The 14,492-nt window shown below is 59.0% G+C and carries 15 protein-coding genes; 4 read left to right on the forward strand and 11 right to left on the reverse strand.

Annotation, left to right across the window (positions count from 1 at the left end):
• Positions 1-24: 24 nt before the first annotated feature.
• Positions 25-702: a ribonuclease T gene (gene rnt / locus A8O26_RS16880; protein ID WP_007916667.1), complete on the reverse strand. Its 678-nt coding sequence runs from the start codon at positions 700-702 to the stop codon at positions 25-27.
• A complete protein-coding gene (pyrC, locus tag A8O26_RS16885) occupies positions 699-1,745 on the reverse strand; it encodes a dihydroorotase (protein ID WP_064118998.1) in 1,047 nt (348 codons plus the stop codon). Before pyrC ends, rnt begins: the two co-directional genes overlap by 4 nt.
• A gap of 160 nt (positions 1,746-1,905) precedes the next feature.
• On the opposite strand from pyrC, the gene A8O26_RS16890 reads away from it, so the two are divergent.
• Together A8O26_RS16890 and A8O26_RS16895 are read left to right on the forward strand one after the other, a co-directional pair.
• Entirely contained in the window at positions 1,906-2,814 is a 909-nt protein-coding gene (locus tag A8O26_RS16890) for a flagellar protein MotY (RefSeq protein WP_064118999.1), read from the forward strand.
• Between the two features lie 129 nt (positions 2,815-2,943).
• Entirely contained in the window at positions 2,944-4,161 is a 1,218-nt protein-coding gene (locus A8O26_RS16895; RefSeq protein ID WP_007916658.1) for an argininosuccinate synthase, read from the forward strand.
• 111 nt (positions 4,162-4,272) lie between these two features.
• Here A8O26_RS16895 and A8O26_RS16900 read toward each other — a convergent pair whose 3' ends face one another.
• Positions 4,273-4,989, reverse strand: a complete 717-nt coding sequence (locus A8O26_RS16900; RefSeq protein WP_064119000.1) for a hypothetical protein — start codon at positions 4,987-4,989, stop codon at positions 4,273-4,275.
• 505 nt (positions 4,990-5,494) lie between these two features.
• On the opposite strand from A8O26_RS16900, the gene A8O26_RS16905 reads away from it, so the two are divergent.
• On the forward strand, positions 5,495-6,121 hold the full coding sequence (locus A8O26_RS16905) for a response regulator transcription factor (protein WP_064119001.1): 627 nt from the start codon (positions 5,495-5,497) through the stop codon (positions 6,119-6,121).
• 89 nt (positions 6,122-6,210) lie between these two features.
• Here the strand turns inward: A8O26_RS16905 and A8O26_RS29800 are convergent, their stop codons facing one another.
• The 8 genes from A8O26_RS29800 to metG all read right to left on the reverse strand — a co-directional run bounded on the left by A8O26_RS29800 (position 6,211) and on the right by metG (position 13,230).
• Positions 6,211-6,387 (reverse strand): PA3496 family putative envelope integrity protein, encoded by a 177-nt coding sequence (locus A8O26_RS29800; protein WP_155740668.1) that lies wholly within the window; start codon positions 6,385-6,387, stop codon positions 6,211-6,213.
• Positions 6,388-6,496: 109 nt separating this feature from the next.
• On the reverse strand, positions 6,497-7,135 hold the full coding sequence (nth, locus tag A8O26_RS16910) for an endonuclease III (RefSeq protein WP_064119002.1): 639 nt from the start codon (positions 7,133-7,135) through the stop codon (positions 6,497-6,499).
• Complete coding sequence (locus A8O26_RS16915; protein ID WP_064119003.1) at positions 7,132-7,704, reverse strand: Rnf-Nqr domain containing protein; 573 nt, start codon at positions 7,702-7,704, stop codon at positions 7,132-7,134. The genes nth and A8O26_RS16915 overlap by 4 nt, the downstream gene beginning before the upstream one ends.
• Entirely contained in the window at positions 7,701-8,306 is a 606-nt protein-coding gene (locus A8O26_RS16920; RefSeq protein ID WP_064119004.1) for an RnfABCDGE type electron transport complex subunit G, read from the reverse strand. Before A8O26_RS16920 ends, A8O26_RS16915 begins: the two co-directional genes overlap by 4 nt.
• Positions 8,303-9,286, reverse strand: a complete 984-nt coding sequence (locus A8O26_RS16925; RefSeq protein WP_064119005.1) for an RnfABCDGE type electron transport complex subunit D — start codon at positions 9,284-9,286, stop codon at positions 8,303-8,305. Before A8O26_RS16925 ends, A8O26_RS16920 begins: the two co-directional genes overlap by 4 nt.
• On the reverse strand, positions 9,273-10,481 hold the full coding sequence (gene rsxB, locus A8O26_RS16930; RefSeq protein WP_064119006.1) for an electron transport complex subunit RsxB: 1,209 nt from the start codon (positions 10,479-10,481) through the stop codon (positions 9,273-9,275). Before rsxB ends, A8O26_RS16925 begins: the two co-directional genes overlap by 14 nt.
• A complete protein-coding gene (locus tag A8O26_RS16935; protein ID WP_064119007.1) occupies positions 10,478-11,047 on the reverse strand; it encodes an electron transport complex protein RnfA in 570 nt (189 codons plus the stop codon). Before A8O26_RS16935 ends, rsxB begins: the two co-directional genes overlap by 4 nt.
• Before the next feature lie 131 nt (positions 11,048-11,178).
• Positions 11,179-13,230 (reverse strand): methionine--tRNA ligase, encoded by a 2,052-nt coding sequence (gene metG, locus A8O26_RS16940; protein WP_064119008.1) that lies wholly within the window; start codon positions 13,228-13,230, stop codon positions 11,179-11,181.
• A gap of 155 nt (positions 13,231-13,385) precedes the next feature.
• Here metG and apbC point away from each other — a divergent pair, with 155 nt between their 5' ends.
• Entirely contained in the window at positions 13,386-14,480 is a 1,095-nt protein-coding gene (gene apbC, locus A8O26_RS16945) for an iron-sulfur cluster carrier protein ApbC (RefSeq protein WP_064119009.1), read from the forward strand.
• Positions 14,481-14,492: the final 12 nt, after the last annotated feature.

The raw sequence follows: 14,492 nt of genomic DNA on the forward strand, positions 1-14,492 counted from the left end.
TGCGCGGGATTTACTCAACGAAGATCAGTCGTCGAAGTCTTCCCAGCCGCCCATCTGTTTCCAGCGGTTGACGATGCCGCAGAACAGCTCAGCGGTTTTCTCGGTGTCGTAACGCGCCGAGTGCGCTTCACGACCGTCGAAATCGATGTCGGCGGCCTGGCAGGCTTTCGCCAGTACGGTTTGACCGTACGCCAGACCGGCCAGCGTTGCGGTGTCGAAGCTGGAGAACGGGTGGAACGGGTTGCGTTTCATGTCCAGACGCGCGACCGCAGCGTTGAGGAAGCCGAGGTCGAAGCTGCTGTTGTGGCCGACCAGAATCGCACGCTTGCAGCCGTTGGCCTTCAGCGCTTTGCGGATACCACGGAAGATGTCGGTCAGCGCGGTTTCTTCGCTGACTGCCATGCGCAGGGGGTGATCGAGCTTGATCCCGGTGAACTCCAGCGCCGCCGCTTCAATGTTGGCGCCTTCAAACGGCTCAACGCGGAAGAAGTAGGTGTGATCGGGGTAAACGAAACCCTTTTCGTCCATGGCGATGGTGGTCGCGGCAATCTCCAGCAACGCATCGGTGGCTGAATTGAATCCACCGGTTTCTACGTCGACGACAACCGGCAGGTAGCCACGAAAGCGTGCTGCCATCGGGTGACGGGAACCGCCACCGCCACTTTGACCGTCCAGTTCGTCGTCGAAATGGTCTTCACTCACGCGTGTTCCTCCAGCAGGCGCCAGCGCAGTTTTTCACCGGCGCGCAGCGGGATAACGTTCAGCTCGCCAAACGGCAGGCTCGTTGGGGCAGTCCATTCTTCACGAACCAGGGTGATGCGATCGGTGTTCGTCGGCAAGCCGTAGAAGCGCGGACCGTTGAGGCTGGCAAAAGCTTCGAGCTTGTCCAGCGCGTTACGCTGTTCGAAGGCTTCGGCATACATCTCGATGGCCGCGTACGCGGTGTAGCAGCCGGCACAGCCGCAGGCGGCTTCCTTGGCGTGCTGGGCGTGCGGCGCCGAGTCGGTGCCGAGGAAGAACTTCGCGCTGCCGCTGGTGGCGGCATCGAGCAGGGCTTCCTGATGCGTGTTGCGCTTGAGGATCGGCAGGCAATAGAAGTGCGGCCGAATCCCGCCTACCAGCATGTGATTGCGGTTGTAGAGCAGGTGATGCGCGGTGATGGTCGCGCCAACGTTGGCCGAAGCCTCGTTGACGAATTGCACGGCGTCGCCGGTGGTGATGTGTTCGAACACCACTTTCAGGGTCGGGAAACGCTCGACCACGCGGCGCATGTGCTCATCGATGAAAATCTTTTCGCGGTCGAACACATCGACGTCGCCACGGGTGACTTCACCGTGGATCAGCAACGGCATGCCGACTTCGGCCATGGCTTCGATCGCCGGCAGAATCTTGTCGATGCTGGTGACCCCGGAGTCGGAGTTGGTGGTCGCGCCGGCCGGGTACAATTTGGCGGCGTGGACGAAACCGCTGGCCTTGGCTTCACGAATTTCTTCGGGCTGGGTGCGGTCGGTGAGGTACAGCACCATCAACGGCTCGAAGCGACTGCCGGCCGGGCGGGCAGCGAGAATCCGCTGACGATAGCCGTCGGCTTCAGCGGCGTTGCGCACCGGAGGTACCAGGTTGGGCATGATGATGGCGCGGCCAAAAGTGCGCGCAACATCGGCAACGGTATTGGTCAACACGGCACCATCGCGAAGATGAATGTGCCAGTCGTCGGGACGCAGCAGGGTCAGGCGGTCGGACATGAGGGGATTCCAGGCGGGTCAAACTGAGGCGAATGCTACCGGAAAAGACTCTTGCAGGCACTCGCTATCAAGTTTTGCGGCAAGCGTCCGATATCCCGTAGGTATGCCGTAAACATAGTGTGAATCGGTCTTTGTGTTTCAGAAGCCAATGGAGCCTCCCGTGCGCCAGCGTTATTTAGCCTTGCTCAGTGTGTTTGCCAGCCTTCCGGCGATGGCGCTCACGTACCAGACCCGTCTGGAGAACATTGAGTGGACGGTCGCCGGCGACAAGTTCGAATGTCGTCTGACCCAGCCGATCACCGATTTCGGTTCGGGCGAGTTCGTGCGCAAGGCGGGCGAGCAGGCGATTTTCCGCCTGAATGCCTACAACGCCATGCTGGGTGGTGGCTCGGCGACGTTGCTGGCAGCCGCTGCGCCTTGGCAACCCGGCCGTGGTGACATCAATCTGGGTTCTGTCAGGCTCGGCAGCGGTAATGTGCTGTTCAACAGTTCGCAGTCGCAGGCCGGTGGTCTGATCAGCGGTCTGCTGGATGGTCGCAGTCCGGTCGTACGCCGTGCCTCGGGCGATGGCCGGGTCTCGGAAGTGCGTTTATTGCCGGTCAAGTTCAGCAAGGCGTTTAACGACTATCAGACGTGCGTGGCGAAATTGCTGCCGCAGAATTTCGACCAGATCAAGCAGTCTCAGATCGGCTTCCCCGGTGAAGGCGTTGACCTTGATGCCGCCGCCAAGGCCAAGCTGCAAGTGATGCTCGAATTCATGAGGGCCGATCCGACGGTCAATCACATCGAGCTCGACGGCCACTCCGACAACAGTGGCAATCGCCTGACCAACCGTGAGCTGTCGCGTCGCCGGGCGTTGGCGGTGGTCGATTTCTTCAAGGCCAATGGCATTCAGGAATCGCAGATCACCGTGCGTTTCCATGGCGAGCAATATCCCATCGTGCCGAACACCAATGCGGCCAATCGCGCGAAGAACCGTCGGGTCAATGTCAAGCTGGCGCGGGTGGCACCGACCACGGCTCCAGCACCGCAAGCGAGCACGCCTGCCAGTACCGCGGCGACTTCCTGACCCGCCGGTCATCGTCGCGCTCTCGACAGCTTCTGTCGCTTTGTCGTCTTAAGCTGTCGCGCCTCTGTAAATTATCGCGTTTGGGCGGTAGACTCCTCGGCTTTCCGTAGAACCCCGTGGAGTGATGGCATGGCGGACGTAAACAAGGTCGTTCTGGCGTATTCCGGCGGCCTGGACACTTCGGTGATCCTCAAGTGGCTGCAGGATACTTATAACTGTGAAGTGGTGACCTTCACCGCTGATCTCGGTCAAGGCGAAGAGGTCGAGCCGGCCCGCGCCAAGGCTCAGGCCATGGGCGTCAAAGAAATCTACATCGACGATCTGCGCGAAGAGTTCGTGCGTGATTTCGTGTTCCCGATGTTCCGCGCCAACACCGTTTACGAAGGCGAGTACCTGCTGGGTACTTCCATCGCACGTCCGCTGATCGCCAAACGTCTGATCGAAATCGCCAACGAAACCGGCGCTGACGCCATTTCCCATGGCGCCACCGGCAAGGGCAACGACCAGGTGCGTTTCGAACTGGGTGCCTACGCGCTCAAGCCTGGCGTGAAAGTCATTGCCCCATGGCGTGAGTGGGACCTGCTGTCCCGCGAGAAGCTGATGGATTACGCCGAGAAGCACGCGATCCCGATCGAGCGTCACGGCAAGAAGAAGTCCCCGTACTCGATGGACGCCAACCTGCTGCACATCTCCTATGAAGGCGGCGTGCTGGAAGACACCTGGACCGAGCACGAAGAAGACATGTGGAAATGGACCGTCTCCCCGGAGAACGCTCCTGACAAAGCGCAATACCTGGAACTCACCTATCGTAACGGCGACATCGTTGCACTGGACGGCGTCGAAATGACTCCGGCCACCGTGCTGGCGACGTTGAACAAGATCGGTGGTGCTCACGGTATCGGCCGTCTCGACATCGTCGAAAACCGTTACGTCGGCATGAAGTCCCGTGGCTGCTACGAAACCCCGGGCGGCACCATCATGCTGCGCGCTCACCGCGCCATCGAATCGATCACCCTTGATCGCGAAGTCGCTCACCTCAAAGACGAGCTGATGCCGAAATACGCCAGCCTGATCTACACCGGTTACTGGTGGAGCCCAGAGCGTCTGATGCTGCAGCAGATGATCGACGCTTCGCAGGTCAACGTGAACGGCGTTGTGCGCCTGAAGTTGTACAAAGGCAACGTGATCGTCACTGGCCGCAAGTCCGACGATTCGCTGTTCGATTCCAACATCGCGACCTTCGAAGAAGACGGCGGTGCTTACAACCAGGCCGACGCGGCGGGCTTTATCAAGCTCAACGCGCTGCGCATGCGCATTGCTGCCAACAAGGGCCGCAAGCTGTTCTGATTTTCAGAAGAACGCATAAATGAAAGGGCGATCTTGTCTGCACGACAAGATCGCCCTTTTTATTGGAGGATCTACCTTGCTCGCCCAGTCTGCGCAGCAAGGACTGTTTCTTCAAACCCGCCCCAGCAGCGTTACCGCTTGCGAACACACGTTGTAAACAATGCAGGGCGTTGCGCCCGAGCCTTTCTTGGCCTGTTTGATTTGCAGTAAGGCGTTGTGTGTCAGTAGAGCGTCTGAAACGTGATTGCTGATAAAAACGATGACCCGCCCGGTTTTCTTCTCGCTCCGGGGGATTTTTTCCAGAAGCATGGCGAGTTCTTTCGAAGCATTGATATCCCGCGCATCGACGATGTGCACATGGCTCGAGGGCGTGGCTAACTGAACATTGTGTTGTACGACCGTTTTGGCTTTTGTGGCGTTTTCTGCCGGTGGGTCGGGCACGCTATGCGCCTTGCACGTGTTCTGGCACGGATCTGCAACGGTCTCTGCGGACGCGATGTGGCTTGAAACGCCGAGAAAGCCGTGTGCGAGGGGATCTTGCGTCGACGGGTTTCGCTTGCTGTTGCGATCATTGTTGTCGATGGCTTTTAAAAAGCTCTTGTCGGTCTCGAAGTCAGACGGAGAATAGAGCGATCGATAGTTGAAGTTTAATGTCATAAAGAACAGAAACAACAAATAGAACGGAAAGGTCACCAGGAACCAGACGTAGAACTCCCGATCCTCGTTATCTAGAAACGGCAGAGAGACGGCCGCTGAGGCTTCGGATATTGCAGCGAAGATGGCGATGACGGTCATTGGATTGGTGATTTTGCTTTTTATCTTTATCATTCTTTCTTCTCTTTTATTGATGTTTGTCAATGTCTCGTAAGTCGGTCTTGCGGGTTCTTGGTATTTTTGGTTATAGCAAAAACATGCGATGAAGTATAAGTAACCTTGCTTTGAATCGTTGTAAGTTATTGGCGTTGCGCCGATGCAGCCAGTGGGTAATGTTGTTGCCTGGTATGTCTATTCGCTTAATTAATGCAAGTATTATCAAGTGAGTGTATTGGGCCAGCCATGACTGTCAGCCTCGACAAGGCTCGATCTCTGAGAGAGTGCCAGCAGTGATGCGGGGCGGACCGCGCGAGGTTGAAAAGCGAGAAATTGCCGCGAAGAATCAGGCCAAATAGCGTCAGATGTGTAGATGGACAACGGTTTTTTGTGGGATTTATCCTCAATGGCTGTAGGGAACGTCTCTCGATGCAAGTGCATGTGAGACTTGGCATGCCATGGCACAAGTGACTGGGCTATTGTGCGGGCTCTAAAAATTCGAACAGCGAAACTGGACTTGCCCATGAATAAAGTGCTGATCGTGGATGATCACCCCGTCATTCGTCTTGCGGTGCGTATGCTGATGGAACGTCATGGCTACGAAGTCATTGCGGAAACTGATAACGGTGTGGATGCGTTACAACTTGCTCGCGAACAAATGCCGGATATTGTCATTCTGGATATTGGTATTCCGAAACTTGATGGTCTGGAGGTTATTGCGCGACTGACCACGACGGCCATGCCAATTAAAGTGCTGGTGTTGACGTCGCAGGCACCCGGGCACTTTTCAATGCGCTGCATGCAATCGGGGGCGGCAGGTTATGTATGTAAACAACAAGACCTGACTGAATTGCTCAGCGCGATCAAAGCGGTGTTGTCCGGTTACAGTTATTTTCCCAATCAGGCACTGCATACCGTGCGGACAAGCCTGGGCAACGCCAGTGAGGCCGATATGGTCGATCGTCTTTCGGGGCGCGAGATGATGGTGTTACAGCAATTGGCACGTGGAAAAACCAACAAGGAAATCGCCGATGGCATGTTTTTGAGCAACAAGACTGTCAGCACCTATAAAACCCGCTTGTTGCTCAAGCTCAATGCTCGCTCGCTGGTCGATCTGATCGAGTTGGCGCAACGCAACGGACTGGTCTGAAAGTCTGAGTGGCTGACGGAATCATGGGCCGATCGAATTCAGCTAATCGCAGAAAGTAAAAAGCCTCCGTTTCGGGAGGCTTTCATGTGTCAAAGATCAAAGTCGTAATCAGCCAATTGCCTTTGCAGTCGGCGCTCCTCAAGCAGGTTGTCGATGGTGCGGCGTTTGCTCAGATTGGTTTTGGCAACCTCGACCACAGGTTCGGCGTCATCAGTCCCGACGTTCTCGTCGTCGTCCACATCCAGTGCTTCTTTGTCAGTACTCATACAAGGTTGACTCCCGGCTAATACTGCCTTTGGCGCTCCTTATATCGGTAATGCAGCGACGGGTAAAAAAGATTTTTTCAATCGACTTATCAATTATTGCAATAGCCGGTCAATCGTCCGAAGTTTTGTGTTTGTACTCGCACAGATCTTCAATGCGGCAACTGCCACAGCGCGGCTTACGGGCCAGACATACATAACGCCCGTGCAGAATCAGCCAGTGGTGTGAGTCGAGCAGAAATTCCTTGGGCACAAACTTCATCAGCTTGTTTTCTACTTCAACCACGTTTTTACCGGGGGCGATCCCGGTGCGGTTGCTGACCCGGAAAATGTGCGTGTCGACCGCCATGGTCAACTGGCGAAAAGCGGTATTGAGTACGACGTTAGCCGTTTTGCGGCCAACCCCGGGAAGGGCTTCCAGTTCTTCACGCGTCTGTGGCACTTCACTGTCGTGACGTTCGACCAGCAAGCGGCAGGTCTCGATGACGTTCTTGGCTTTGCTGTTGTAGAGGCCGATGGTCTTGATGTATTCGGACAGCCCTTCGATACCCAATGCATAAATGGCTGCCGGGGTGTTGGCCACGGGGAACAGTTTCGCCGTGGCCTTATTGACGCCGACGTCAGTCGACTGCGCCGAAAGAATGACCGCGATCAGCAGTTCGAACGGCGAGGAGTAGGCCAGTTCGGTCTTGGGTTCGGGATTGTCTTCATGCAGTCGACGAAAAATCTCAAGACGTTTTGCAGCATTCATGGGCGATGCGTTTCCTTGGAAATAGAGTTCGAACGAGTCCAGGCCTGACCAGCCGCCAACAGCAACCCGGCGAGAATCAAGGCGCCGGGAACCAGCGTTGCCACATGCAGGCCGTCGCCGAAGAAAACCAGGCCATGCCAGTGCTCCGTCAAGCCGACAGCGAGGCCGCCGTGGCCGATGAGTTCGCGCAGCACGGCAAACCCCAGCATCAAGGCGCCGAACAGTGCGCAGCGTTTGAAGCATTCGGCCAGCGGCTGGCGAAAGAAACCAGTATGTTCCAGCATCAGGCATTGCCAGGCGATCAAGCCTGCGTAGAGTGCAAACGTCTGCTGCCATGGCAGAAACCAGCGTTGCGCGAGAATCTCGGCACAACTGGCCAATGCCGCAGCGAGCACGACGCTGGCCAGCCATGCGGCGCTGCCTGTCAGGCGCGAGCGCAGGGGCGCCATGCACACGCCATAAGCGCCGATCACGGCGACCAGCATCAGAAACGCCCCCAGCGCGCCCGCCAACGTGGCAGTTGTGCCGAGCAGAAACACCCACAGTAAAGCGCTCGCTGAGCGGTTCATGTTCCGCTCCCCAGTAACGCTGCCCGATGTTCATCAAAGTAGCGCAGTGCATCATGGATCGCGTTGATCGCCGCCCGCGAGGTGATGGTCGCCCCGGCGATCTGATCAAACTGTCCGTGATCTTTCTTCAGTGCCCAGCCAGCCTCGCTCGGCTCTTGGATCGACTTGCCGGAAAACGCCTGCAGCCAGCTATTCGGCCAATCGCCGATCAGGCCACCGAGTGCCGGGGTTTCGGTGTGCTGGAGGGTTTTTACGCCGAGCAATTTCCCGTTGGCATCAATGGCAATCAGCAATTCGATGATGCCGGCATAACCCTGAGTCTGGCTGCGCAGCAACACGGCCACCGCTTGCCCGTCTTTGCTCGCGCGGTAAGCGCCGACGAGTGTGCTGTGGCTCAACGCAAGGTCGCTCAATGTCAGCGGTTGTTCCAGCGGCTGGTTGTCGTAGCTTTCGGCGGGGAGCACGTCGAGCAATTTGCGACTGTCGAGCAAACGTTGCTCGGCGGCAATCTGTGGCGCGCTGCTGCGCTGTACAAAACAGGTCGCACCGATACCCATCACGGCCAGCAGCATCAGGGCCAGTGTGCTGGACGTGCGGTTCATGGGCTCACCTGTGGCTGACGGCTGGCAGCAAAGCGCTCCAGTGCCGGCACGCAAAGGTTCATGAATAGCACCGCGAACGCGACGCCGTCCGGGTAACCACCCCAAGTGCGAATCAGATAAGTCAGCAACCCGACGCCTACGCCAGACAACAAGCGAGCGAGCGCTGTTTTAGCGCCGGATACGGGCTCGGTGACAATGAAAAACGCACCGAGCATGGTTGCGCCGCTGAGCAGATGAAACAGGGGCGAGCCATGCGAATCCGAGCCCGAGCCGTTCCAGCCCAGCAGGCTTGCAACAAACAGACTGGCGAGCATACCGACCGGCGCCTGCCAGGCAAAAACGCGGCGTTGCAGCAAGAACAACCCACCGGCGAGGAACGCCAGGTTCACCCATTCCACACCACGCCCGCCGAAGTGACCGAACGCCGGATTGCTGGCGAACAGCTCGTCCATGGTCAGGCTTTTGTTGATGCGCAGGCTGTCCAGCGCGGTGGCCTGTGCCCAGGCATCCGGCGCCTGGCCGAGGTTGAATACATGTTGCAGCGTGGCTGACAGATCCAGCCCGTGCGCTGGCCACTGAGTCATTGGCTGGGTAAACAGCACCATCGCCAGGGCGAAGCCGAGCATGGCCGGATTGAACGGGTTTCTGCCGACGCCGCCGTACACATGCTTGCCGAACAACAGCCCGGCAGCCATCGCCGTCACCGTCAGCCACCACGGGCAATAAGGGGGCAAGGCGGCGGCCAGCAATGTTGCGCTGACCAAGGCACTGCCATCACTCAGCACCGCTGGTAGCGGTTGTCGACGTAGCCGCGCGACGCCTGCTTCAATCAGCATTGCACTGCTCGCGCACAGGATCAGGTTGATCAGCACGCCCCAGCCATACAACCAGAACAGCGCCAGCAGCCCCGGCAGGGTGGCAAGCAGTACCCGCTTCATCGCCTGTTGCAGGCGATCATCGGGTGCCTCAAGGGGCGACATGATCTTGCACCTGGCGCTCGGCGTCTTGCAGGCGGGCGCGGGCCTTGTCGAGGATTTCGCTTGGCGTGTCAGCCTGGCGTTCGAGTTTGCTGAGGTCGGCACGGGCGTAGGCCAATTCCGTTTTCAACTGGCGAAGCTGGCTGTCGATCGGGCGTTTCTCAACGCGCACCAGATCAGGCGCAGGCTGATCACTACTGGCTTCGGCGGCGTGCAGCGCCTGTTCGGCATCGCGTAGCGCCTGTTCCAGCGTCGCTATGTGCGCCGGTGCGGCATCGGCAGCCTGGGCTTTTTTCAGTTCGGCGCGGCGCATGGCCAGCTGGATTTTTGCCCGCTTCAAGTCGGCATCCTTCGCCGGGGCTGCGACTGGCGGTACGGCTGGCTGGCTGCTTTCCAGTTGCGCCAGCGCTTGCTCAGCCGCTTCGAACTGCTGCTGCAACACGATCAGTTGTGACTGTTGTTCGAACGTCGGCGGATGACCGAAGGCTTTCAGCGATTTGTGCAATTGCGCACGGCTCATCGCCGCATCGATCTTGGCTTTCTTCAGCGCCGCATCGACGTTGGCGGCTTTCTGCGCGCGAACCCGCTCCAGCGCAGCCTGCACCGGATCGCCGGTGCTGACTTGCGGTTGCGCAGCACGCTGGGCTCGCGCTTCGCGCTCTGCCTGTTTCTGCTGTTCTTCGCGTTGCAGGCGCGCATTGCGTCGCTCGAAACGTTGGCGTGCGTGATCGCGTTTGGCCGCGCGGGCACGTTGCTCCTCCAGGCTGAAGGCCAAGCCACCGACCACCGGCAACGTGCTCGGCGGCAACGGATGCATCTCGATGCAGTCGACCGGGCAGGGCGCAACGCACAGGTCGCAACCGGTGCACTCATCAATGAGCACGGTGTGCATCAGTTTGGCGGCGCCGACGATGGCATCGATCGGGCACGCCTGAATGCATTTGGTGCAGCCGATGCATTCGGCTTCGCGGATATACGCGACTTGCGGCGGTGCCGAACCGCGGCTGATGTCCAGTTCCAATACCGGCACTTTCAACAGTTCGGCCAGCGCCGCGATGGTTTCGTCACCGCCGGGCGGGCACTTGTTGATCGGCTCGCCCTCGACGATGCCGGCTGCGTACGGCTTGCATCCGGGATGGCCGCACTTGCCGCATTGGGTCTGCGGCAGGAGCGCATCGATGCGTTGAATCAGACTCATGTTTTGATCAGTCCACTGAATCCGAGAAAAATCACCGCGATCAGTCCGGCGCCGATCAAGTCGATCGGCAGGCCGCGAAAGGGCAGGGGAATGTCGTTGTCGGCGGTGCGTTCACGCAAATCCTGGAACAGGCTCAACACCAGCCAGAAACCCAGACCGGCACCCAGACTCAGGGCGGTTGCATGTAACCAACCCTGGTCATTTTGCGCATTGATCAGCGCCAATCCGAGCACGCCGGCGTTGCCCAGCAACAGCGGCCACAAACCGTCGAACGACAGGCTGGGCAAGCCGCGCGCAAGACCTTTGAGCAGTGGCGCGATCAGCAACACACTCAATGGCAGAAACACGAACAAGCGCAGCGCCTCAAGTTGCAGCGGTACCAGCAACCAATGCCAGATGGCGTAACTGGTGATGCCGACAATCAGCATCAGGCACAACGTAGCCAAACCCAGCGCATGCACCTGACGACGACTGCCTGCCAGCAGCGGATCGACGCCCAGCGGCCAGTGCAACACAAAATTGTTGAGCAGGGCGGCACTGATCAGCGTAAGCACGAGTTCGGTCATGGTTCTGCCGGCCAAGCGGGCGGAGGTCTCTTAAGGTTAGGCATTATCCGGCAGCCACGTTGGCTGGGCCAGATATGAAAAATCCCACCGGCATGCAGGGCACGCCGATGGGATCGATTTGTTGCAGTCGCTTACTTGATGCGTTGACCCGGCTTGGCGCCGCTGTCGGGGCTCAGCAGGTAAATCTCTTCACCGCCAGGGCCCGCTGCCATCACCATGCCTTCGGAGATACCGAACTTCATTTTCCGTGGCTTGAGGTTGGCGATCATCATGGTCAGGCGACCGTCGAGTCTGGACGGATCCGGATAAGCGCTCTTGATCCCGGAGAACACGTTGCGTTGCTCGTCACCGATGTCGAGGGTCAGGCGCAGCAGCTTGTCAGCACCTTCCACGTGTTCAGCCTTGACGATCAGCGCGACGCGCAGGTCGATGGCGGCAAAGGCGTCGAAGTCGATTTCCGGCGACAGCGGGTCCTTGGCCAGTTCGCCATTGCCGGCCGGTGCAGCAGCGCCGGTGTCGGTCTGGCTGGCGGTCAGGTCTTCTTTCGAGGCGTCGCTCATGGCTTGTACTTTTACCGGGTCGATGCGAGTCATCAACGGCTTGAATTCGTTCAACTGGTGGTTGGCCAGCAGCGTGGTGTGGTCGTTCCAGGTCAGCGGGGCGACGCTGAGGAACGCCTCGGCATCGGCGGCCAGCAGCGGCAACACCGGTTTGAGGAAAATCACCAGTTGGCGGAACAGGTTGATGGCGGTGGCGCAGATCGCCTGGACTTCAGCCTGTTTGCCTTCCTGCTTGTTCAACGACCATGGTGCCTTGTCGGCGATCCAGGCGTTGGCGCGGTCGGCCAGGGCCATGGTTTCACGCATGGCGCGGGCGAAGTCGCGGGCTTCATAGGCGTCGGCAATGCTTGGCGCGGCGGCGAGAAAGGCCTCGGTCAGCTCTGGCGCGGCATTGGTGTCGACCAGCAGGCCGGCGTTGCCTTTCTGGATGAAACCGGCGCAACGGCTGGCGATGTTGACCACTTTGCCGACCAGGTCGGAGTTGACCTTCTGCACGAAGTCTTCGAGGTTCAGGTCGAGGTCATCGACGCCACGACCGAGTTTGGCCGCGTAGTAGTAACGCAGGTATTCCGGCGACAGATGATCGAGATAGGTCCGGGCCTTGATGAAGGTGCCGCGCGACTTGGACATCTTCTGGCCGTTGACGGTGAGGTAGCCGTGCACGTTGATGCCGGTCGGCTTGCGGTAGCCGGCGCCTTCGAGCATGGCTGGCCAGAACAGCGCGTGGAAATTGACGATGTCCTTGCCGATGAAGTGGTACAGCTCGGCGGTGGAATCCTTGCCCCAGAACGCATCGAAGTCCAGCTCCGGCGTGCGGTCGCAAAGGTTCTTGAAGCTGGCCATGTAGCCGATCGGCGCGTCCAGCCACACGTAGAAGTACTTGCCCGGCTCGCCCGGAATCTCGAAACCGAAGTACGGCGCATCGCGGGAGATGTCCCACTGTTGCAGGCCGGCGTCCAGCCATTCGGCGATCTTGTTGGCCACCGCGTCTTGCAGGGTGCCGCTGCGGGTCCAGGCTTGCAGCATTTGCTGGAAGTCCGGCAGTTTGAAGAAGAAGTGCTGGGAATCCTTGAGCACCGGGGTGGCGCCGGAGATCGCCGACTTCGGATCTTTCAGATCAGTCGGCGCGTAGGTCGCACCGCATTTTTCGCAGTTGTCGCCGTACTGGTCTTCGGTGCCACATTTAGGGCAGGTGCCCTTGATGAAGCGGTCGGCCAGGAACATTTTCTTTTCCGGGTCGAAGTACTGGGTGATCGAGCGCTGGGCGATGTGCCCGGCATCACGCAGTTTCAGGTAGATCTGGCTCGACAGCTCACGGTTTTCTTCGGCGTGAGTGGAGTGGAAGTTGTCGAAATCAACCAGGAACTCGGCAAAGTCGGCGCTGTGTTCAGCCTGCACGTTGGCGATCAGTTGTTCCGGGGTGATGCCTTCCTTTTCTGCACGCAGCATGATCGCCGAACCGTGGGCGTCGTCGGCGCAGACATAAATGCATTGATTGCCGCGATGCTTCTGGAAGCGCACCCACATATCGGTCTGGATATATTCCAGCATATGGCCAAGGTGAATCGAACCGTTGGCGTAGGGCAGGGCGCTGGTGACGAGGATCTTGCGTGGTTCGGACATGTGGGGCTTCGCTACTTGATGAAACGGAGGTCGGCCACTATAAAGCGCCGTGCAAGATATTTCACCCCTGCAAATCGTTGCCGGGCATGCCGTCCGGAGTATAGAAGGGGTAGGATACCCGCCATCTTTTCCCAGTCTTGTTATCGGAGTTGCCCATGAGTGCCGTCACTCGCGCAGCGGTGGAAGCCGTCCTCAGCCAATACACCGACCCTTACCTGAACCAGGATCCGGTCAGCGCCGGATGCGTGAAAAACATCGAGATCGTCGGTGACCGCGTCAATGTACAGCTGGAAATCGGTTATGCCGCCGGCCTGTTCAAGAGTGGTTGGGCGCAAATGCTGCAACTGGCCATCGAAAACCTCGAGGGTGTGACTGCGGCAAAAGTCGAAATCAACACCGTGATCGCCGCGCATAAGGCTCAGGCGCAGATTCCCGGGCTGGCCAACGTCAAGAACGTGGTTGCCGTGGCCTCCGGCAAGGGTGGCGTGGGCAAGTCGACCACCGCCGCCAACCTGGCACTGGCCCTGGCCCGTGAAGGCGCCAAGGTCGGCATTCTCGACGCCGATATTTACGGCCCGAGCCAAGGCATCATGTTCGGCATCCCCGAGCGCACCCGTCCCGAGGTCAAGGATCAGAAGTGGTTCGTGCCGCTCAAGGCGCATGGCGTTGAAGTCATGTCGATGGCGTTCCTGACCGATGACAACACGCCGATGGTCTGGCGCGGGCCGATGGTCTCCGGCGCGCTGCTGCAACTGGTCACGCAAACCGCGTGGGGCGATCTGGATTATCTGGTGATCGACATGCCGCCAGGCACTGGCGACATCCAGCTGACCCTGGCGCAAAAAGTCCCGGTAGCCGGTGCGGTCATCGTCACCACGCCACAGGATCTGGCTTTGCTCGACGCGCGCAAAGGTGTGGAAATGTTCCGCAAGGTCAACATTCCGGTGCTGGGCGTGGTGGAAAACATGGCCGTGCACATCTGCTCGAACTGCGGGCATGCCGAGCATCTGTTCGGTGAGGGCGGGGGCGAGAAACTGGCGACGCAGTACGGCGTTGAACTGCTGGCCTCGCTGCCGCTGTCGATGCTGATCCGCGAGCAGGCCGACGGCGGCAAGCCAACGGTCATCGCCGAGCCGGACAGCCAGATTGCCATGGTCTATCAGGAACTGGCCCGCCACGTCGGCGCGCGGATTGTGTTGCAGGAAGCGGCGACACCGGCGATGCCGAACATCACCATCAGCGACGATTAATCACCTGAAACA

Source organism: Pseudomonas fluorescens, from assembly GCF_001648775.1.
GTDB classification, from domain to species: domain Bacteria; phylum Pseudomonadota; class Gammaproteobacteria; order Pseudomonadales; family Pseudomonadaceae; genus Aquipseudomonas; species Aquipseudomonas fluorescens_M.

Excerpts from the sequence above, each read along its gene's own strand:
- A8O26_RS16925 (WP_064119005.1), bottom strand. The coding sequence starts at position 9,286 with ATGTCGCCCCTTGAGGCACCCGATGATCGCCTGCAACAGGCGATGAAG.
- A8O26_RS16905 (WP_064119001.1), top strand. The coding sequence starts at position 5,495 with ATGAATAAAGTGCTGATCGTGGATGATCACCCCGTCATTCGTCTTGCG.
- A8O26_RS29800 (WP_155740668.1), bottom strand. The coding sequence starts at position 6,387 with ATGAGTACTGACAAAGAAGCACTGGATGTGGACGACGACGAGAACGTC.
- A8O26_RS16935 (WP_064119007.1), bottom strand. The coding sequence starts at position 11,047 with ATGACCGAACTCGTGCTTACGCTGATCAGTGCCGCCCTGCTCAACAAT.
- metG (WP_064119008.1), bottom strand. The coding sequence starts at position 13,230 with ATGTCCGAACCACGCAAGATCCTCGTCACCAGCGCCCTGCCCTACGCC.
- A8O26_RS16895 (WP_007916658.1), top strand. The coding sequence starts at position 2,944 with ATGGCGGACGTAAACAAGGTCGTTCTGGCGTATTCCGGCGGCCTGGAC.
- pyrC (WP_064118998.1), bottom strand. The coding sequence starts at position 1,745 with ATGTCCGACCGCCTGACCCTGCTGCGTCCCGACGACTGGCACATTCAT.
- A8O26_RS16900 (WP_064119000.1), bottom strand. The coding sequence starts at position 4,989 with ATGATAAAGATAAAAAGCAAAATCACCAATCCAATGACCGTCATCGCC.
- rsxB (WP_064119006.1), bottom strand. The coding sequence starts at position 10,481 with ATGAGTCTGATTCAACGCATCGATGCGCTCCTGCCGCAGACCCAATGC.
- apbC (WP_064119009.1), top strand. The coding sequence starts at position 13,386 with ATGAGTGCCGTCACTCGCGCAGCGGTGGAAGCCGTCCTCAGCCAATAC.
- nth (WP_064119002.1), bottom strand. The coding sequence starts at position 7,135 with ATGAATGCTGCAAAACGTCTTGAGATTTTTCGTCGACTGCATGAAGAC.
- A8O26_RS16920 (WP_064119004.1), bottom strand. The coding sequence starts at position 8,306 with ATGAACCGCACGTCCAGCACACTGGCCCTGATGCTGCTGGCCGTGATG.
- A8O26_RS16915 (WP_064119003.1), bottom strand. The coding sequence starts at position 7,704 with ATGAACCGCTCAGCGAGCGCTTTACTGTGGGTGTTTCTGCTCGGCACA.